Source organism: Leucobacter iarius, from assembly GCF_039530105.1.
Taxonomy (GTDB): Bacteria; Actinomycetota; Actinomycetes; order Actinomycetales; family Microbacteriaceae; genus Leucobacter; species Leucobacter iarius.
The window spans coordinates 340,838-359,446 of sequence record NZ_BAAAOB010000002.1; the positions used below are offsets into that span (position 1 = coordinate 340,838).

Consider the following 18,609-nt stretch of genomic DNA (forward strand, 5'->3'; position numbering starts at 1 on the left):
TGCGCGGTTCAGAGGGGTTTGCGCATCTGCTGCGCCATCACCGCGTAGCCCGCCGAGTCGTAGAGTGCCCTCGCGGTTTCGTTGCTCCCGAACACGTTGAGCTCGAGCGCCGTGGCACCCTCCGCCCGGGCTTCGCCCTCGGCGGCCTCGAGGAGGGCGCGTCCCATCCCGGCGCCTCGCCGATCCGCGTGCACCTCGATGTCGTACAGGAAGGCGACGCCTTGCACACCGCGAGGGTGGTCCAGGCCGATCCAGACCCGGCCGACGGCTTCGCCCGTGGGGATCACCGCGGTGAGCAGGAGCATTCTCCGCGTCGAACGCCCTTCGGGCAGGAGTTCTGCGTTCTCGCGCCGCGCGCGTTCGACCGAGCCTTCCTCCGGCCACTGGCCCGCTTCGACCTTCTCCGCGGCGTAGTCGCGGGCGAGAGCGATCTGCCAGGCCGAGTACTCGGCGTCGGTCATCGGGCGGAGCGTCAGTGCGGTCATTCCCCCATCGTGGCACGGCGATCCGGCGGCGCGCCCCGCCGCATGGGGAGTTCCAAGGCGGCCTGCGGAATAATCTTCTGATGTGCGCAGGCCTGTGAAGAAGATCCGTCGGTACGCTCGGCGAGCCAAGATGGCGGTGACCGCTGAGCGGATCGCCCTCCAGCGACGCCGCCCCATCCAGCCCGACGTGGTGCTCTACGAGTCCTTCGCCGGCAACGGGGTCCTCTGCAACCCGGAGGCGATCTTCCGCGAGCTGCTCGACGATCCGGAGCACGCCCGCCTCTCGCACGTCTGGGCGATCTCCGACCCGACCGTGCTCGCCCGCTTCGAGGCCGAGTTCGGCGACCACCCCCGGGTGTCCGCCGTGCGCCGCGGCGGCGTCGAGTACTGGCGCGCCCTGTCGACGTCCGGCTTCCTCGTGAACAACGCCACGTTCCCGCCGGCGTTCGGCAAGCGCACCGGCCAGGTCTACCTCAACACCTGGCACGGCACCCCGCTGAAGCTCATGGGCTTCGAAATGCCCGACGGAGCCCACCAGTCGGCGAACACGCTGCGCAACTTCCTCAGCGCCGACTTCCTCCTCGCCGCGAACCCGTTCATGGCCGAGCGCATGTACGAGCAGTCCTACCGCCTCACCAACGTCTACGGCGGCGAGCTGATCGAAGAGGGCTACCCGCGCATCGACCGTCAGCGCCTGAACCCCGAGCAGCTGGCCGAGGTCCGCGCGGAGCTCCGCCGTTCCGGTCTCGACATCGGCGAGCGCCGGGTCGTGCTCTACGCGCCCACCTGGCGCGGCGCCTCCTTCGGATCCCCCGAGGACAACATCGATGCGCTCGTCGCGGACGCGACCGCCATGCAGGCCGCGCTCGGGGACGACGAGGTCCTGCTGCTCAAGACCCATCAGGTCGTGCACGGCTTCGCCGAGGATCGTCCGGAGCTGCGCCGCATGCTGGTCCCGAACAGCATCCCGACGAACGTCATGCTGGGAGCGGCCGACGCGCTCGTCACCGACTACTCCTCGATCTTCTTCGACTTCCTGGCGACCGGTCGCCCCATCGTCTTCTTCACCCCCGATGCCGACGACTACGCCGACACCCGCGGCACCTACATGCCGCTCGACGAGCTGCCGGGGCCCGTCACCGCGGACCCCGCCGAGGCCGTCGCGCACGTCGCTCGCCTGCTCGGGCCGGCCGACGGCTCCGCACCGGAGTCCCACGAGCGCTACGCCGAGTGGGCCGAGCGCTTCACCCCGTTCGAGGACGGCGAGGCGACCCGACGGGTCATCGACATCGTCTTCGGCGGGGAGCGCGAGGGGTACCGCGTGCGCCGCGCTCGCACCGACGGACGCAAGCGCCTGATGTTCTACCTGGGCGGCATGCGCTCGAACGGCATCACGAGCTCGGCCATGAACATGCTGAGCCGCATCGACCACGACCGTTACGACGTGACGGCGCTCACGCCCTACTTCAAGGCCGCGACGCCGCGCGCCAACCAGGATCGGATCGATCCCCGCGTGCGTCTGGTCATGCGCATGGGCGGCATGAACGGCTCGAAGTTCTTCCAGCTCCGCCGCCGCGTGCGCGACCTCGCCTCGATCCCGCTCCTGCCCGGCAACGAGCAGTGGCACGACTCGCTCTGGAAGGACGAGTGGCACCGGATCTTCGGTTCCTCGCGGTTCGACTGGGTCGCGGACTTCAGCGGATACAGCCCGTTCTGGGCGAACCTGCTCCTGCAGGCCCCCGACACGCCCCGCGCCATCTGGCTGCACAACGAGATGGCTTCCGACCGCATGCGGACCGTCGGCGGTCGCCGCCCCATGCAGCGCTCCCTCGGTCTGGTGTTCCGCCTCTACCGCGGGTTCGACGCGCTCGTCTCGGTCTCCCCGCGACTCACGGAGGTCAACCGCCGCGAGCTCGCGGAGTTCGCCCCGCCGTCGCACTTCACCACCGTGCGCAACTTCCCCGCGACCTCGGCGATGCCCTCGCCCGAGCACCGCATCTCCGACCTGCTCTGGGAGGACGAGGAGCCGCCGGTGTGGATGCGGGAGCTCGAGAACGCGGAGCGCACCACGAAGTGGTTCATCTCGGTCGGGCGTCTCTCGCCCGAGAAGAACCACGCCCGGCTGATCCGCTCGTTCGCCGAGGTCCACGCCGAGGATCCCTCGGCCCGCCTGCTCATCGTGGGCGGCGGCCCGCTGCAGTCAGCCCTCGCCGCGCAGATCGTCGAGGCCGGCCTGCAGGACGCCGCGTTCCTCGCCGGTCGACGGAACCAGCCCGTCTCGCTCCTCGTCGCGGCCGACTGCTTCGTCCTCTCGAGCAACTACGAGGGCCAGCCGATGGTGCTCCTCGAGGCCGCCCTGTGCGGGCTCCCGATCGTGTCCACCGCGTTCGCCTCGGTCGAGGACGCGCTGCCGGAGCCGACGATCCGCGTCGTCGACACCGACGACGCGGCGCTGCGCGACGGCATGCTCGCCTATCTGCGCGGCGAGGTGCCGCCGAGCCGCCTCGAGTTCGACGACTACGTCGCCGACGTCAGCGTCGAGCTCGAGCGGGTGCTCGAGCTCGGCGACCCCGCGACCCCGACCGCCTGAGCGCGAGCCGGCCGGGCCGCGGTCGGCGCCCGGATCGGCGGACTACCATGGCAGCAGCATCGGGACTTCGGGAGGATTCGAGCGTGTACGTCAAGATCTGCGGACTCACCACCGCCGAAGCCGCGACGCGCGCGGCCGACCTCGGCGCGGACGCCGTGGGCGTGGTGATGAGCGAGCCGAGTCCGCGGCACGCCTCTCCCGAACAGGCGCGCGCCGTGCTCGACGCGGTCGCGGGTCGCCCCGTCGACACCGTCCTCGTCGTTCGCGAGATGCCGGTCGGGCAGGCCGTCGAGACGGTCGAGGCGCTCGGCTTCGACGTGCTGCAGCTGCACGGCCGCTATTCCGACGACGACTTCGCACTGGCGGTCGCGCGACTCCCGCGCGTCTGGCGCGCGACGTCCCTCGCCCGCGAACCCGAGCTCCGGGCCGGCGAGCACGGCGAGGAACTCGTGCTGCTCGACGGCGCGCGCGCGGGCTCCGGCGAGACCTGGGATCTCGGCGCTATCGATCGCGAGCGCCTCGGCGAGCGCTGGATCCTCGCGGGCGGCCTCGTCCCCGAAAACGTCGCGGCCGCGATCCACGAGGTCGCGCCGTGGGGCGTCGACGTCTCGAGCGGCGTCGAGTCCGCTCCCGGGGTCAAGGATCTCGACGCGATCGAGCGCTTCGTGCGCGCCGCGCGCGACGCCTGAGCCGCGCGGCGGGCTTCGCGATCCGATCCGTGGTCCATCGCGAAACGCGCGGACTGGACCACGACCTGGACCAGTGCCAGGATCGAGGACTATGAAGGTCCTCTCCATCCAGTCCTCCGTCGCATACGGCCACGTCGGCAACTCGGCCGCGGTCTTCCCCCTGCAGCGCATGGGGATCGAGGTGATGCCGGTGTACACGGTGCATTTCTCGAACCACACCGGCTACGGCGCCTGGCGCGGCCCGCTGCTCAGCGGGGCCGACGTTCGCGAGGTCGTCACCGGGATCGAGGAGCGGGGCGGTCTCGACGACGTCGACATCGTGCTCTCGGGCTACCAGGGAGCCGACGACATCGGCGATGCGATCCTCGATGCCGTCGACCGTGTGAAGCGCCGCAACCCCGCGGCCGTCTACGCCTGCGATCCCGTGCTCGGCAACGCGACCTCGGGCTGCTTCGTGAAGCCCGAGGTGCAGGAGCTGATCCGGGATCGGGTCGTTCCGCACGCGGACCTGCTCACCCCGAACCAGTTCGAGCTCGGCTTCCTCACCGGGACCGACCCGCGGGCGATCGACGAGACGCTCGACGCCGTCGAGCTGCTGCGCGCGCAGGGCCCCCGCACGGTCCTCGTCACGAGCGTCGAGCGACCCGACCGTCCCGCCGACACGATCGAGATGCTCGCCGTCGGCGAGTCCGGCGCATGGATCGTGCAGACGCCGCACCTGCCCTTCCACGCCAACGGCTCCGGCGACGTGACCGCGGCGCTGTTCTCCGCGCACTTCCAGCGCACCGGCAACCTGGCGTTCGCGCTCGAGCGCTCGGCCGCGAGCGTCTACGGCCTCCTCAAGAACACGCTCGAGTCGGGTCAGCGCGAGCTGCAGCTGGTCGAGTCTCAGGAGGAGTACGTCGCCCCGACCGCGTCCTTCACCGCGCAGCGCCTGCGCTGACCGCGCCCGTGCGGGGCCGCGGGGCTCCTGCCCGTCGCAGGTCCTGCACGCCGGGGTCGCTCAGGCCGTGATCGCCGCCGAGCGCGCGTCGAGCACTCGACGCAAATCTTCGGGGGCGAGTTCGAGGTCGAAGCCCCGCCGCCCACCCGAGACGAGCACGGTCCCGTGATCCCACGCGCTCTCGTCGATCACCGTCGGCACGGGCGTTCGCTGCCCGATCGGACTGATCCCGCCGACCACGTACCCCGTGCGCCGCTCGGCGAACGCGGGATCCGCGAGCTCGATCCCCTTCTCACCGAGCACCGCGCCCAGTTCGTGAGTGGACAGCCGTCGCTCCACCGGGATCACCGCGCAGGCGGCGCCGCTGCGGTTCCGCTCGGACGGCGCGAACCGCACGATGAGCGTCTTGAACACCCGCTCCGCCTGCACTCCGAGCAGTTCGACCGCCTCCGCCCCGTAGTCGGTCGTGCGCGGGTCGTGCGCGTAGACCCGCGACTCGAACGCGACCCCCGCGCTCTGCAGCGCGCGGGTCGCCGGAGTCGCGGGCACGCGGTTCGATCTGGCCACGGGGTCCTCCGCGGTGCGTCGACGGAGCCGCCGTCAGGCGGCGGCCTCGCTGGTCGCGCTCGCCCAGGCGTCGAGCTTCGCCGCGGCGGCGCCCGAGTCGATCGCGCGCTCGGCGTTGCCGATCTGCTCGGCGAGCCGCTCGAGGATCGGACGATCGACGGACTCGGGAGTCTTCGCAAGGTCGAATGCGACGAGCCCCGCCGCGGCGTTGAGCACCGCGATGTCGCGGACCGGTCCGCGCTCGCCCGCGAGGACGCGCCGCACCGTGTCGGCGTTCTCCTCAGGAGTGCCGCCGACCAGGTCCTCGATGCGCGCACGCGCGATCCCGAGGTCGCGCGGGTCGAGGTCGTGCTCGGTCATGCTGCCGCGGCTCACCTCCCAGATCCGGGAGTGCCCCGTCGTCGTGAGCTCGTCGAGCCCGTCGTCGCCGCGGAACACGAGGGCAGAGGCGCCGCGGATCTGGAAGACGCCGGCGATCAGCGGAGCGCGCTCCACGTCCGCCACGCCGACCGCCGAGGCTTCCGGGCGCACGGGGTTGCACAGCGGTCCGAGGAAGTTGAAGACGGTGGGGATCCCGATCTCGGCACGGACCGGCGCCACGTGCCGGAACCCGGTGTGGAACTTCGCCGCGTGCACGAACGCGATCCCGGCGCGGTCGAACGCCGCGCGCAGCTGCTCGGGCTCGAGCATCAGCTGGACGCCCAGGGCGCCCAGTACATCGGAGGAACCGGACTTGCTGCTCGCGGCGCGGTTCCCGTGCTTCACCACGGGCACGCCGGCGGACGCGGCGATCAGGGAGGCCATGGTCGACACGTTGACGGTCCCGAAGCGGTCGCCGCCCGTGCCGACGATGTCGAGCGACATCGCGGGCAGGTCGATCGGCTGGGCCGCGTCGAGGATCGCGTCGCGGAAGCCGACGATCTCGTCGACCGTGACGCCCTTCGACTGCAGCGCGACCAGGAACGCGCCCATCTGCCCCTCCGTCGCGGTACCGGCCATGAACTCGGCCATGGCCCACTCGGCCTGCGACACGCTGAGGTCGTCCCCCGAGAGGAGGGAAGTGAGCACGGTCGGCCAGGTGCGTTCGTCGATCATGCGGCAATCCTATCGGCGCGAAAACCCGCGCCCCGAAGCGGCGCGGGAGCCCGAACGGCACGGGACGCGCCGGACCGCGTCCGGCTGGTGCGCAGGATCTTCGGGCATGGGCGGCACTGAGCGGCCAAGAACGGCTCCGAACCGCGGTAGGCTTTCGAGAGGTCTCGCCGAAAGTTCGGCACGCCGCGCTCGTGTGCGATTTCCACACCGAACTTTCAGCCATAATGGAGAGGTGACTACGACCACTATGAATACGAAGTCAGCCGTGCCCACGGTGAAGCGACCAAATATCGTCGCTGTCGGCACGATCGTGTGGCTCGGCAGCGAGGTCATGTTCTTCGCGGGCCTCTTCGCGATCTACTTCACGCTGCGGGCAATGAACCCGGAGCTGTGGGCCGAGCAGACCGAAAAGCACAACTTCACCTTCGCGCTCATCAACACGCTGATCCTGGTTGCCTCCTCGTTCACGTGCCAGGCCGGCGTCTTCGCCGCCGAGCGCATGCAGCCTCGCGCCACGGGCAAGAGCCCGCTCAAGTGGGGCGCAGTGGAGTGGTTCTACCTCACGTTCTTCATGGGCGCCATCTTCGTGGCGGGCCAGGCCTGGGAGTACGCGACGTTCGTCTCGGAGGGCGTGACCCTCGGCGGCGAAGGCGCTGACCCCTACGGTGCGGCCTTCTACATGACCACCGGCTTCCACGGAATCCACGTGTCCCTCGGCCTCATCGCCTTCCTCCTCGTGATCGGCCGCATCTACGCGGTCAAGAACTTCACGCACAAGGAAGAGACCACGGCCGTCGTCGTGTCCTACTACTGGCACTTCGTCGACATCGTCTGGATCATCCTCTTCCTCGTCATCTACGTCCTCAAGTAAGGTCAGGAGCACTCGTCACATGGCTCGCGCCAAGAAGCACCTCCGCAAGTCCGGCCGTCGGCACCCGCTCGCGACCGTGGCCCTCGTCGCCATCGGTCTGCTCGTCACCGGCGGCGCGTACGCCGGGTTCAGCCAGACCTCCGCGACCGCCGAGGTCGATATGAAGGCTCCCTCGACCATCGAGGCCGGTCAGAAGCTGTTCGGCGCCAACTGCGCCACTTGCCACGGCATGAACGCACAGGGCACCAAGGACGGCCCCACCCTCGTGGGTGTGGGCGCCGCCGCCGTGCACTTCCAGGTCGGCACGGGCCGCATGCCCCTCGCCTTCCAGGGCCCGCAGGGCATGGTCAAGCCGAAGCAGTTCACCGAGGAGCAGACCCTCGAGCTCGCCGCGTACGTCGCGTCGCTGGCTCCCGGGCCCTCGATCCCCGACTCGAAGTACCTCCAGGCCGACGGCGACGCGGCCAAGGGCGGCGAGATCTTCCGCATCAACTGCGCCATGTGCCACAACGTGGCCGCGGCCGGCGGTGCGCTCACCCAGGGCAAGTTCGCGCCGAAGCTGACCGGCGTCGCACCCTCGCACATCTACGAGGCCATGATCACCGGCCCGCAGAACATGCCCGTCTTCAACGATGCGAACATCTCCCCCCAGGAGAAGGCCGACATCATCACCTACCTGAAGTACATCGAGAACAAGCCCGCCGTCGGCGGTATCACGCTCGGTTCGATCGGCCCCGTGGCCGAGGGCCTCTTCATCTGGGTGATCGGCCTCGGCATCGTCATCGCCTTCACCGTTTGGGTCACCGCGAAGTCGAACTGACGACGGACGCGGATCAGCAGTGAAACATCACGAATCAAGGAGCAACATGGCAGAGGAAGCGATGAACAGCGGCAGCGATAGCGCCGCTGTCGCAGCCCGCAGCCACGGCGCAGCAGGTGACGTCGCGGTCGGTACCGCGGTCGTCTCCGACGACGCCGTTCAGAACCCGGGCCTTCCTGCGCACCGGAAGCGTGTCACCGACACCGATCCGAAGAAGGAGAAGCGAGCCGAGCGCATCGTCTTCACCCTCTTCTACCTGTCGATCGCGGGCAGCCTCGGCTCGGTCCTCGCCTACATGTTCTTCCCCATCGAGACCGGGGATCTCATGGCCATCCGCCTGAACACCCTGTTCGTGGGTCTGGGCATGGCGCTCGCGCTGCTCGCCGTCGGCATCGGTGCCGTCCACTGGGGCAAGGCCCTCATGGCCGACCACGAGTCGATCGACGAGCGCCACCCGGTCGCCAGCGACACCGCGACCCGCGAGGCCTCGGCCGAGGTGTTCGAGCTCGCCGACAAGGAGTCGGGCTTCTCGCGCCGTTCGCTCGTGCGCAACAGCCTCATCGGCGCCCTGGTCGCGTTCCCCCTCCCCGGCATCACCCTGCTCCGCGGTCTCGCTCCGCAGGACAAGGATCCGGTGGAGCTGCTGAAGCACACCATGTGGGACAAGGGCATCCGTCTCGCCCGTGATCCCTCCGGCGTCCCGATCAAGGCCTCCGACGTCACCATCGGCTCGGCCTTCCACGTGATCCCCGAGAACCTGCACGAGGCCGAGCACGTGCTCGACGAGAAGGCCAAGGCCATCGTCCTGCTCATGCGTCTCGATCCGGCGGACCTCAAGGAGCTCCCCGAGCGCAAGACCTGGTCGTACAACGGCATCGTCGCGTACTCGAAGGTCTGCACCCACGTCGGTTGCCCGGTGGCGCTCTACGAGCAGCGCACCCACCACCTGCTCTGCCCCTGCCACCAGTCGCAGTTCGATGTGTCCGAGCACGCCAAGGTCATCTTCGGCCCGGCGAAGCGCCCCCTTCCCCAGCTCCCCATCACGGTGGACGAAGAGGGCTACCTCGTCGCGCAGAGCGATTTCCATGAACCCGTCGGCCCGAGCTTCTGGGAGCGTCTCAAGTGAGCAGCACCGCCACCACCACCTCGACCGCGAGCGGATCGAGCCGATTCACCGCCGCCGCGGCGAACTACATCGACGAGCGCACCAAGATCGGTGTCGCCGTCAAGGAGTTCGGCCGCAAGGTGTTCCCCGACCACTGGTCGTTCCTGCTCGGTGAGGTCGCGCTCTACAGCTTCGTCGTGATCCTGCTGTCGGGCACCTTCCTGACCCTGTTCTTCCAGGCGTCGATGGTCGAGACCCACTACACCGGTCCCTACGTGCCCATGAAGGGCCTCGAGATGTCCGCCGCCATGGCGTCGACGCTCGACATCTCCTTCTCGGTGCGCGGCGGCCTGCTCATGCGTCACGTCCACCACTGGGCCGCGCTGCTGTTCGTCGCGTCCATCGGCCTGCACATGCTGCGCATCTTCTTCACCGGTGCGTTCCGCAAGCCGCGCGAGCTCAACTGGGTGATCGGCTTCGTCCTCTTCATCCTCGCGATGGCCGAGGGCTTCACCGGCTACTCGCTCCCCGACGACGTGCTCTCGGGCAACGGCCTCCGCATCATCGACGGCATCATCAAGGCCATCCCGGTCATCGGCACCTACCTCTCCTTCTTCTTCTTCGGCGGAGAGTTCCCGGGCACCGCGATCGTCGGACGCCTCTACATGCTGCACATCATGGTGCTCCCCGCACTCGTGATCCTGTTCGTCGCGCTGCACCTCGCGTTCGTGGTCATCCACAAGCACACGCAGTACGCGGGCCCGGGCAAGACCCAGCAGAACGTGGTCGGCTTCCCCGTCCTCCCCGTGTACGCGGCCAAGGCCGGCGGCTTCTTCTTCATCGTGTTCGGCGTCATCGTGCTCATCGCATCGTTCGTCGGAATCAACCCGATCTGGAACTACGGACCGTACGACCCATCCCCCGTGTCCGCCGGTACCCAGCCCGACTGGTACATCGGCTTCGCGGACGGCATGCTGCGTCTGGTCCCGCCGGGGCTCGAGGCGGAGTGGTTCGGCTACACCTGGTCGTTCAACATGCTCCTGCCGCTGATCATCATCGGTCTGTTCATCGTGCTCGTCATGATCTACCCCTTCATCGAGGCGTGGGTCACCGGCGACAAGCGAGAGCACCACATCCTGGACCGCCCCCGCAACGCTCCCACGCGTACCGCGATCGGCGCCGCCGGCGTGACCTTCTACGCCGTGATGTGGGCCGGTGCGAGCTCGGACCTCATGGCCACGCACTTCCAGCTCTCCATGGAGGGTGTGATCCACGCACTGCAGGCTCTCCTGATCCTCGGCCCGATCGTCGCCTACCAGGTCACGAAGCGCATCTGCATCGGCCTGCAGAAGAAGGATCGTTCGATCGCTCTGCACGGCTACGAGTCGGGACGCATCGTGCGCATGCCCGGTGGCGAGTTCATCGAGGTGCACAAGCCGCTCAGCGACTACGAGTCCTGGAAGCTCGTCAGCTACCACGACTACGCACCGCTCATGCTGCGCCCGAACGACGAGGGCAAGATTCCCTTCTCGCGTCGTCTGCGCGCCGGCGTCAGCCGCTGGTTCTTCGAGGACCGCATCGTTCCCCCGACCAAGGGTGAGATCGAGCAGGGCCACCACGAGGGTCACTGACCCTCGGGCTGAACAACGGGTGGGCCTCCGCAGGATTCGTTCCTGCGGAGGCCCACCCGTTTTTTTGCGTGCTGAGTGCCGGCGCTGGTTGGGCTTCGTGGGACTGGGCCGTCGGGCTGGGCCGTCGGGCTGGGCCGTCGGGCTGGGCACTTGAGCGGGCAAGTCTTGGTGCTGAGAATCTCGCGGGCGAAGATGCTGTTGTAGGGGAATGATCGCTCCCCCGCGTGCGGCCTCCGCTCACGTGAGACTCCGCTCACGCGGCGCTCTCCGCTCGGCGGCTGCATCGCGGCTCCCCTACCCGGCAACTTCACCAGGTCTCCAGAGCCCGGCGATGTCACCAGGACCCTGTGCACCGGAGTCCGCGGATCCGATCCCATGCTCGATACCCGAAGCGTAGATGCGCGCGGGCTCGAGAGGTCCGTGCCAGATCCACTGCAGGGCGTCGCTGCTTCTCCGCGATTCGTCTGCTGCTCGCCAAGTTCGGGAGGCAGCTCCTCTCGCCTCCCGCCTTTCGCCTTTCGCCGCTCGCCCTTCGCCGCTCGCCTTTCGTCCTTCGCCTTTCGTCCTTCGCCTTTCGCCTTTCGCCCTTCGCCCTTCGCCCTTCGCCTACATACTGACCCGTGGTCCTGACCCGTGGTCCTGGCCCTGGCTGTCGCACCGGCTCGGCCTGAGCCCTGCGTCCAAACCCAAGGCCTGGCTCTCGCTCTCGCTCTCGCTCTCGCTCTCGCTCTCGCGCTGGCGCTGGCACTGGCGCTGGCGCTGGCACTGGGGAGACTGCCACGTGCGCACCGTGACTAGCATTCGCTCTCCTTCCGCCCCGACGCACCGGCGCTGATGCCGAGTGGCGCCAAAACGCTCTCGTGAGCCCCGCATTCGATGCGTTTGCCGCCATTCGGCGCAGGCGGGCGGGCATCTCGACACCCTCAGACCTCGCTTCGATGCCCGGCGGTCGCGCGGACCCGCGCGTGTCCGCCCGAAAGACACCCGGGCGCGCATGCGTCGGTCCGCGCAAGCGTGCGCGCCCGGGTGCCCCGCCCGAGGGCCTGCGACGCCACGCGTTGCGGGTTCCGAGACCTCGGTCGACGCCGTGCATGCCGTGCAGGCCTTGGACGCCGTGGATGCGACGGCCCACGTCGACGAGGCCCTCGCCCTCCTCAGCCGGGCCCGCTCCCCTGTGCCAACGCGTCCCAGGGTCGACGTCGAGCTCAGAGGATCCATTCACGCCCTACCGTCGGAAGGAGATTCGCGTTCTTCCGGACGAACTTCGCTGTTCGTCTCCTTCTGAACGCGAATCTCCTTCTGAACGTATGCCCGCACCGCCAAGCGGCCGGGTGAGATGCGCGAGCCCGGGACGGCGAGTGCACGCCGGCGCCGGCTCAGAACCCGCTTCTGCGCAACGGGGAGCGCAGTGTCTCAGCGAGGCGGCTGTCCAGCCGTGGCGGCCGCGCCCCGTCAAGCCAGCAGCCGGTTAGGCCTCCGGCCCGGTGAGCAGCAGCTGCGCACCATGCAGCACCAGCTCGTCGAACGCGGACGCGCCGATCCGGGTGCGCAGCGTCGAGAGCTCGAGGTGGAGCTCCGGTCCCAGCTGAGTGTCGGCGGCAAGAGCGATCGCCTGTAGCAGCACTCGCGCCGCGGCAGCGCCGTCGCCCTCACGCTCATCAGCGCGGTCGCTCGCGCTGTCGCGCGCATCCGAGCCCTCGCCGCCCTCGCCGCCCTCACCGTCCGCGTCGAGACCGGATCCGTGGGCGCCAGCAGGCGCACCACCAGCAGGAACTTCATCGGGCGCCCCGCCGAGAAGGCCTTCGCCGGTGCCGGCGGGAGCCAATGCGGTCGGCCCCGCAAGCCGCTCCGCAACGCGACGCACGACCGCGAGGAAGAGCTCCCCCTTGGACGGGAAACTCGCGTAGACGTGCGGCTGTGGAACTTCGGCCCGGGCGGCGATGCCCGCGGTCGATGCTCCGTGATAGCCGAAGAGGCCGAACTCGATGAGTCCGGCCTCGATCAGGCGCTCCCGGTTCTCGCCCGGACGACGCCGGGGACGGGCGGGAGCAGAAAACTGGCTATCCGAGGTCAAGGATCTTCCGGTAGTGCTCCCCGACCGCCTCGAACCCTCGGTGGTTGTAGAACGAACCGATGCGAGCGGTCGACGCGGACAGCTGACGCACGCCGCGCCCCATGCAGTAGTGCTCGTTGGCCTGCATCAGGCGATCGCCGATGCCGTGCCCGCGAGAGTTCGAATCGACGACGATCTCCTGCAGGTGGGCCGTCAGGCCCGGTGCGTGCAGCAACCGGGAGACGGTCGTCAGCGAGTAGCCGACGACCTTCTCGTCGAGCTCGGCGACGAAGAGCACGTTGGTCTCGTGGTCGCGGCGCCGGAGCACGTTGTCGAGACCGACGAGGAACTCGTCGCGGCCGATCGGCTCACGGCCGGTCTGATACTGGCGAGCCAGATCGAAGAGCGCCGCAGCGTCTTCGATCTGGCCCCGTCGAATCGTGATTCCCACGCGAGTTCCTTAGCGGGCGAAGTTGCCGCGGTAGTACTCGTAGACCCAGCCGACCACGCCCACGAGCACGATCGGTGCTGCGAGGAACGCGAGCCAGAACTCGAATCCGATGCACAGGCCGAGGACGACCAGCGACGCACCGAAGGCGAGGACGATCGGCCACCAGCTCCACGGGCTGAACTCGCCCAGCTCGGGGTCGCCGTCGTCGATGTCCGAGTCCTCGAGGTCCTCGATCAGCTCGCCGCCCTGCTTGCTGCGCGTGAGCTGCAGGTAGAAGGCGATGAAGCCGGTGAGGCCGCCCGAGAGCAGGATCGCGGTGGATCCGACCCACTCGACGCCGCCGTGGTCGATGAGGTTCCAGACGGTGTAGACGGCTGCCAGGAGCACCAGGTACGCGGTCAGGATCCAGAAGATGACGATGTTGGACTTCATGTCGTTCGTTGCCTCTCAGTCGTCACTTCTTGGGGGCGAGCTCGTGCTGCTCGCTCTCCTGGCCGACCTGCTGGATGCCGCTGACCTCGGGGTGGTTGAGGTCGAAGGCGGGCGACTCGGTGCGGATACGCGGGATCGAGGTGAAGTTGTGACGCGGCGGCGGGCAGGAGGTCGCCCACTCGAGCGAGCGGCCGAAGCCCCACGGGTCGTTCACGGTCACCTTCGGTGCGCGGCGCGAGGTGATGTACACGTTCAGGAGGAACGGGATCATCGAAGCGCCGAGGATCATCGCGCCCACGGTCGAGAGCTGGTTCATCCAGGTGACACCATCCTCGGGGAGGTAGGTGTAGTAGCGACGCGGCATGGCCATGACGCCCAGCCAGTGCTGGATGAGGAAGGTCGTGTGGAAGCCGATGAAGAGCACCCAGAAGTGGATCTTGCCGAGACGCTCGTTGAGCATCTTGCCGGTCCACTTCGGCCACCAGAAGTAGAAGCCCGCGAACATCGCGAACACGACGGTACCGAACACGACGTAGTGGAAGTGCGCCACCACGAAGTAGGTATCGGACAGGTGGAAGTCGAGCGCCGGCGAGGCGAGGATGACACCCGTGAGACCGCCGAAGACGAAGGTCACGAGGAAGCCGATCGACCAGAGCATCGGCGTCTCGAAGGTGATCGAGCCGCGCCACATGGTGCCGAGCCAGTTGAAGATCTTCACGCCGGTCGGAACCGCGATGAGCATGGTCATCAGGGCGAAGAACGGCAGGAGCACCGAGCCGGTGACGTACATGTGGTGCGCCCACACGGTCATCGACAGGGCCGCGATCGAGATGGTCGCGTAGATCAGGGTCTTGTAGCCGAAGATCGGCTTGCGGCTGAACACCGGGAAGATCTCGGAGACGATGCCGAAGAACGGCAGCGCGATGATGTAGACCTCGGGGTGTCCGAAGAACCAGAAGAGGTGTTGCCAGAGAATGGCGCCGCCCTGGCCATCGTAGATGTGCGCACCGAAGATGCGGTCGGCCGCGAGGCCGAAGAACGCCGCGGCGAGCACGGGGAAGACGAGGAGCACCAGGATCGAGGTGATGAGCGTGTTCCAGGTGAACACGGACATGCGCCACATGGTCATGCCCGGAGCGCGCATGGTGATGATCGTGGTGATGAAGTTCACGCCGCCCATGATCGTGCCGAAGCCGCTGACGCCGAGGCCGAGCACCCAGAGGTTGCCGCCCACGCCCGGCGAGAAGGTCATACCGGAGAGGGGCGAGTAGGCGAACCAGCCGAAGGAGGCCGCGCCCTGCGGGGTGAGGAAGCCGCCGACCGCCATGAGCGAGCCGAAGGTGTAGAGCCAGAAGGCGAAGGCGTTCAGTCGCGGGAAGGCGACGTCAGGGGCGCCGATCTGCAGGGGCATGATCACGTTGGCGAAGCCGGCGAACAGCGGCGTCGCGAACATGAGCAGCATGATCGTGCCGTGCATGGTGAACAGCTGGTTGTACTGCTCCTTGGTGGCGACGATCTCGAGGCCGGGAGCGAACAGCTGGGCGCGGATCACGAGGGCCATGAGGCCACCGATCAGGAACCACACGAAGGAGCTGATCAGATACATGTATCCGATCACCTTGTGGTCCGTGGACGTGATCCACGTGACGAATACGTTGCCCTTCTTCATGTGCCTTATCCCTCGTGCTTTTCACCGGCGGCGGCCGGAGCGGCGAACAGATCCTGGTTCGGGTTCTGATCGTTGCCGACCAGACCCGTCTTGCCCTGCTCGCGCAGCGACTTGACGTATGCGTCGTACTCGTCCTGGTTCACGACCTTGACCTCGAACAGCATCATCGAGTGGTACTCGCCGCAGAGCTCGGCGCACTTGCCCATGAAGGTGCCCGTCTTGGTGGGCGTGAAGGTCATGTAGTTGGTCTTGCCCGGGATCATGTCCTTCTTGTAGAGGAAGTCCACGACCCAGAACGAGTGGATGACGTCGCGCGACTCGAGACGGATCTCGGTCGTCTTGTTGACGGGCAGGTAGAGCACCGGCATGGTCTCGGGCTTCGCCGAGCCCTTCTTGTCGGTCTGGACCTGCACGCCCTGGAAGTGGACGTCGTCCTTCACGTAGTTGAAGTCCCACGCCCAGCGCTTGCCGAAGACCTCGACGACGTTCTCGGGGTTGGGATCCCGTGCCTCGATCTTGGACTGCTCCTGCGCGGTGAAGGCGAAGAAGCCGATGACCAGGATGACCGGGACGATCGTGAAGAAGGTCTCGATGGGCATGTTGTAGCGCAGCTGCACCGGCATGCCGGTCTGGCCCTTGCGACGGCGGTATGCGATCGCCGCCCAGATGATCAGACCCCAGGTGATCACACCGACGGCGAGCAGCACGATCCAGGAGTTGACCCAGAGGCTGGTGATGCCGTCCGTATGGTTCGTCGCGCCTTCGGAGCCAGCGGGGAGGAAGCCCCGCTGCTGCTCGGAGGTGCAGCCTGCGAGCACCAGCGCTGCAGCCAGCGCGAGTGGGGTCGCGACCCATTTCATTCGACGATTGGAACGCACCGCATACCTTTCGAAACGTGATGTTCGCCACCCGGCGGGCAGGCGAAACTGATGACTCCCTGACAGCTTAGCGCGATCCGGCAAGCGCCCAGGACACGGGCCGGTGCGTCGCAGGATCTTCGGTTCAGCTGAAGCTGTCGCCGCAGGCGCAGCTGCCCTGGGCGTTGGGGTTGTCGATGGTGAAGCCCTGCTTCTGGATCGTGTCCTCGAACTCGATGGTCGAGCCGTCCAGGTAGGGCTTGCTCATCTGGTCGACGATCACCTCGACGCCGGAGAAGTCGACGACGGCGTCGTTGTCAAGCACGCGCTCGTCGAAGTAGAGCTGGTAGATGAGGCCGGAGCAGCCTCCGGGCTGCACTGCGATGCGCAGGCGGAGGTCGTCACGACCCTCCTGCGAGAGCAGGCTGCGGACCTTGTCCTGTGCCGTCTCGGACAGCTTGACGCCGTGCGCCGGGGCCTCGACCTCGGGGGTCTGGGTATCAGTGCTCACACCGACTCCTTGCTCGCGATGAACATATCTGAATCAAGTCTACGCCCGCGCGCGTCGCTCACATGCGCACCGGGTATCCTGGAGGACGGCCCGCACAATCGTCGGGCGCACGAGGGCGGCGTCGCGATCGACGCGGCGCCCAGAAGCAGTCAAGGAGTCGGGCGTGGCACCGAAGCGGACCGAAGATTCGTCGAAGCCGAGCGTTGAGGGCGGAGCGACGGAACCGGTCGTCGGCAAGGGGCGCCCCACGCCGAGCCGCAAGGCCGCGCAGGCTGCGAACGCGCAGCCGCTCGTCGGCAGCCGCGACAAGGCCTCGATGAAGGCCGCGCGTCAGCGCCAGACGGCCGACCGCGATCGCGCGCGCCTCGGCATGATGAACGGCGAGGAGCGCTACCTCACCGCCCGCGACCGCGGCCCGCAGCGCCGCTACGTGCGCGATTTCGTCGATGCGCGCTTCAGCATGGGCGAGATCCTCATCCCCCTCATGCTGCTCATGCTGCTCGGCACGTTCCTGCCCGGCATGGCCGGCGTCTACAGCGTCTTCATCGTCTGGGGCTTCGTCGCCCTCGCGGTGCTCGACTCGGTGCTCCTCGGCGTGCGCCTGAACGGCAAGCTCGCTGCGAAGTTCGGCAAGGAGAACGTCCAGAAGGGCTTCCGCTGGTACGCCGCCATGCGTGCATTCCAGATGCGTTTCCTGCGGATGCCGAAGCCGCAGGTCAAGCGCCGCCAGTACCCGAACTGATCGGGACGACGAGAAAGGGAGCGGAGGCATCGCCTCCGCTCCCTTTTCTGTGCGTTCCTATGCGTTCTGCCGCCAGCCGGAGGCGGCGAGCCCCCGGTTGACCTCGCGGGCCCAGAACGGCCCTTCGTAGATGTAGGCGGTGAAGCCCTGCACGAGGGTCGCGCCGGCGTCCAGCCGCTCGCGCACGTCGGCGGCCGTGGTGATCCCCCCGACCGAGACGACGCAGAGATCGGCGGGCGCTGCCGCGCGGATCCGGTGCAGAACCTCCAGCGAGCGCTGCTTGAGCGGTGCGCCGGACAGTCCGCCCGCGCCCATCGCCTCGACCTCCGACGCCGGGGCGGTAAGGCCCTCGCGCGAGATGGTGGTGTTGGTGGCGATGATGCCGTCGAGACCCAGCTCCCCCACCAGATCGACGATGCCGTCGATCTGCGGGTCGTCGAGATCGGGGGCGATCTTGACGAGGAGCGGCGTGCCCTGGGCCGCATCGCGCACCTCGGCGAGCAGCGGACGGAGCATGGAGAGTTCCTGCAGTCCGCGCAGCCCGGGCGTGTTCGGTGAGCTCACGTTGACGGCGAGGTAGTCGGCGACGGGCGCGAGGCGCTGCGCGCTCCACACGTAGTCCTGCACCGCGTCATCGACCTCGGTGACCCGGCTCTTGCCGATGTTCACGCCGATGATCGGGCGGTGCCGCGACAGCCGGGCGCGCTCGATTCGGGCGACCGCGGCCGCGGATCCTCCGTTGTTGAAGCCCATGCGGTTGATGAGCCCGCGGTCGTCGACCAGACGATGCATGCGCGGCTTCGGGTTGCCGGGCTGCGCGTGCCTGGTCAGGGTGCCGACCTCGACGTGGCCGAAGCCGAAGGCGCCGAGGCCGAGGATGCCCTCGGCGTTCTTGTCGAAGCCCGCGGCGAGCCCGAAGGGGCTCGGGAAGTCGAGGCCGAGCGCGCGGACGCGCAGCGAGGGATCGGGAGCGCAGAGAGCGCGGAGCGCCGCTCCGGCCGCCGGGGCTCCCTTGATGACGCCGAACGCCAGGTGGTGGGCCTGCTCGGGGTCCATGCGGCGCAGCAGCGTATTGAAGAGCTGGGGGTACAGACGCAT

Annotated in this window: 18 protein-coding genes; 8 read left to right on the plus strand and 10 right to left on the minus strand. The window is 68.2% G+C overall.

Annotated elements, in window-relative coordinates:
• Positions 1-8: 8 nt before the first annotated feature.
• Positions 9-485: a GNAT family N-acetyltransferase gene (locus ABD169_RS10885; protein WP_344032176.1), complete on the minus strand. Its 477-nt coding sequence runs from the start codon at positions 483-485 to the stop codon at positions 9-11.
• Between the two features lie 130 nt (positions 486-615).
• Here ABD169_RS10885 and ABD169_RS10890 point away from each other — a divergent pair, with 130 nt between their 5' ends.
• The 3 genes from ABD169_RS10890 (at position 616) to pdxY (ending at position 4,707) form a co-directional block, all read left to right on the plus strand.
• A complete protein-coding gene (locus ABD169_RS10890) occupies positions 616-3,075 on the plus strand; it encodes a CDP-glycerol glycerophosphotransferase family protein (RefSeq protein ID WP_344032178.1) in 2,460 nt (819 codons plus the stop codon).
• A gap of 83 nt (positions 3,076-3,158) precedes the next feature.
• Positions 3,159-3,764 (plus strand): phosphoribosylanthranilate isomerase, encoded by a 606-nt coding sequence (locus ABD169_RS10895; protein ID WP_344032180.1) that lies wholly within the window; start codon positions 3,159-3,161, stop codon positions 3,762-3,764.
• Between the two features lie 91 nt (positions 3,765-3,855).
• Positions 3,856-4,707, plus strand: coding sequence for a pyridoxal kinase PdxY (gene pdxY / locus ABD169_RS10900; RefSeq protein ID WP_344032182.1), 852 nt, complete (start codon positions 3,856-3,858; stop codon positions 4,705-4,707).
• 60 nt (positions 4,708-4,767) lie between these two features.
• Here the strand turns inward: pdxY and ybaK are convergent, their stop codons facing one another.
• Both ybaK and trpD read right to left on the minus strand, forming a co-directional pair.
• Positions 4,768-5,274, minus strand: coding sequence for a Cys-tRNA(Pro) deacylase (gene ybaK / locus ABD169_RS10905; RefSeq protein ID WP_344032184.1), 507 nt, complete (start codon positions 5,272-5,274; stop codon positions 4,768-4,770).
• Positions 5,275-5,307: 33 nt separating this feature from the next.
• Entirely contained in the window at positions 5,308-6,369 is a 1,062-nt protein-coding gene (gene trpD / locus ABD169_RS10910) for an anthranilate phosphoribosyltransferase (protein WP_344032186.1), read from the minus strand.
• 247 nt (positions 6,370-6,616) lie between these two features.
• On the opposite strand from trpD, the gene ctaE reads away from it, so the two are divergent.
• From ctaE to qcrB, 4 genes are read left to right on the plus strand one after another with little or no spacing between them, the layout of a single operon-like run.
• On the plus strand, positions 6,617-7,240 hold the full coding sequence (ctaE, locus tag ABD169_RS10915) for an aa3-type cytochrome oxidase subunit III (RefSeq protein WP_046456342.1): 624 nt from the start codon (positions 6,617-6,619) through the stop codon (positions 7,238-7,240).
• Positions 7,241-7,259: 19 nt separating this feature from the next.
• The gene (qcrC, locus tag ABD169_RS10920; RefSeq protein WP_046456343.1) at positions 7,260-8,060 is read left to right on the plus strand and encodes a cytochrome bc1 complex diheme cytochrome c subunit; all 801 of its coding nucleotides are present in this window, start codon (positions 7,260-7,262) and stop codon (positions 8,058-8,060) included.
• Positions 8,061-8,106: 46 nt separating this feature from the next.
• Positions 8,107-9,186 carry a cytochrome bc1 complex Rieske iron-sulfur subunit gene (gene qcrA / locus ABD169_RS10925; RefSeq protein ID WP_099724891.1) on the plus strand — a complete coding sequence of 360 codons (1,080 nt, stop codon included), beginning with the start codon at positions 8,107-8,109 and terminating at the stop codon, positions 9,184-9,186.
• Positions 9,183-10,796 (plus strand): cytochrome bc1 complex cytochrome b subunit, encoded by a 1,614-nt coding sequence (qcrB, locus tag ABD169_RS10930; protein WP_344032190.1) that lies wholly within the window; start codon positions 9,183-9,185, stop codon positions 10,794-10,796. Before qcrA ends, qcrB begins: the two co-directional genes overlap by 4 nt.
• Positions 10,797-12,264: 1,468 nt before the next feature.
• On the opposite strand, the gene ABD169_RS10935 is transcribed toward qcrB, so the two are convergent.
• The 6 genes from ABD169_RS10935 to ABD169_RS10960 form a co-directional block, all read right to left on the minus strand.
• Positions 12,265-12,870: a TetR/AcrR family transcriptional regulator gene (locus tag ABD169_RS10935; protein ID WP_344032192.1), complete on the minus strand. Its 606-nt coding sequence runs from the start codon at positions 12,868-12,870 to the stop codon at positions 12,265-12,267.
• Positions 12,857-13,300: a GNAT family N-acetyltransferase gene (locus ABD169_RS10940; protein WP_046456346.1), complete on the minus strand. Its 444-nt coding sequence runs from the start codon at positions 13,298-13,300 to the stop codon at positions 12,857-12,859. Before ABD169_RS10940 ends, ABD169_RS10935 begins: the two co-directional genes overlap by 14 nt.
• A gap of 9 nt (positions 13,301-13,309) precedes the next feature.
• Positions 13,310-13,732, minus strand: coding sequence for a cytochrome c oxidase subunit 4 (locus ABD169_RS10945; protein ID WP_046456347.1), 423 nt, complete (start codon positions 13,730-13,732; stop codon positions 13,310-13,312).
• Between the two features lie 22 nt (positions 13,733-13,754).
• Positions 13,755-15,401: an aa3-type cytochrome oxidase subunit I gene (gene ctaD, locus ABD169_RS10950; protein WP_046456348.1), complete on the minus strand. Its 1,647-nt coding sequence runs from the start codon at positions 15,399-15,401 to the stop codon at positions 13,755-13,757.
• Positions 15,402-15,406: 5 nt separating this feature from the next.
• Positions 15,407-16,261: an aa3-type cytochrome oxidase subunit II gene (ctaC, locus tag ABD169_RS10955; RefSeq protein ID WP_084821180.1), complete on the minus strand. Its 855-nt coding sequence runs from the start codon at positions 16,259-16,261 to the stop codon at positions 15,407-15,409.
• A gap of 142 nt (positions 16,262-16,403) precedes the next feature.
• Entirely contained in the window at positions 16,404-16,769 is a 366-nt protein-coding gene (locus tag ABD169_RS10960) for a HesB/IscA family protein (RefSeq protein ID WP_046456350.1), read from the minus strand.
• A 163-nt stretch (positions 16,770-16,932) separates the two neighbouring features.
• On the opposite strand from ABD169_RS10960, the gene ABD169_RS10965 reads away from it, so the two are divergent.
• Entirely contained in the window at positions 16,933-17,511 is a 579-nt protein-coding gene (locus tag ABD169_RS10965) for a DUF3043 domain-containing protein (RefSeq protein ID WP_344032196.1), read from the plus strand.
• Between the two features lie 57 nt (positions 17,512-17,568).
• Here ABD169_RS10965 and ABD169_RS10970 read toward each other — a convergent pair whose 3' ends face one another.
• Positions 17,569-18,603: a quinone-dependent dihydroorotate dehydrogenase gene (locus ABD169_RS10970; protein ID WP_344032384.1), complete on the minus strand. Its 1,035-nt coding sequence runs from the start codon at positions 18,601-18,603 to the stop codon at positions 17,569-17,571.
• Positions 18,604-18,609 lie beyond the last annotated feature (6 nt).

Excerpts from the sequence above, each read along its gene's own strand:
- ABD169_RS10885 (WP_344032176.1), bottom strand. The coding sequence starts at position 485 with ATGACCGCACTGACGCTCCGCCCGATGACCGACGCCGAGTACTCGGCC.
- ABD169_RS10890 (WP_344032178.1), top strand. The coding sequence starts at position 616 with ATGGCGGTGACCGCTGAGCGGATCGCCCTCCAGCGACGCCGCCCCATC.
- pdxY (WP_344032182.1), top strand. The coding sequence starts at position 3,856 with ATGAAGGTCCTCTCCATCCAGTCCTCCGTCGCATACGGCCACGTCGGC.
- trpD (WP_344032186.1), bottom strand. The coding sequence starts at position 6,369 with ATGATCGACGAACGCACCTGGCCGACCGTGCTCACTTCCCTCCTCTCG.
- ctaE (WP_046456342.1), top strand. The coding sequence starts at position 6,617 with ATGAATACGAAGTCAGCCGTGCCCACGGTGAAGCGACCAAATATCGTC.
- qcrC (WP_046456343.1), top strand. The coding sequence starts at position 7,260 with ATGGCTCGCGCCAAGAAGCACCTCCGCAAGTCCGGCCGTCGGCACCCG.
- qcrA (WP_099724891.1), top strand. The coding sequence starts at position 8,107 with ATGGCAGAGGAAGCGATGAACAGCGGCAGCGATAGCGCCGCTGTCGCA.
- ABD169_RS10945 (WP_046456347.1), bottom strand. The coding sequence starts at position 13,732 with ATGAAGTCCAACATCGTCATCTTCTGGATCCTGACCGCGTACCTGGTG.
- ctaD (WP_046456348.1), bottom strand. The coding sequence starts at position 15,401 with ATGAAGAAGGGCAACGTATTCGTCACGTGGATCACGTCCACGGACCAC.
- ctaC (WP_084821180.1), bottom strand. The coding sequence starts at position 16,261 with ATGAAATGGGTCGCGACCCCACTCGCGCTGGCTGCAGCGCTGGTGCTC.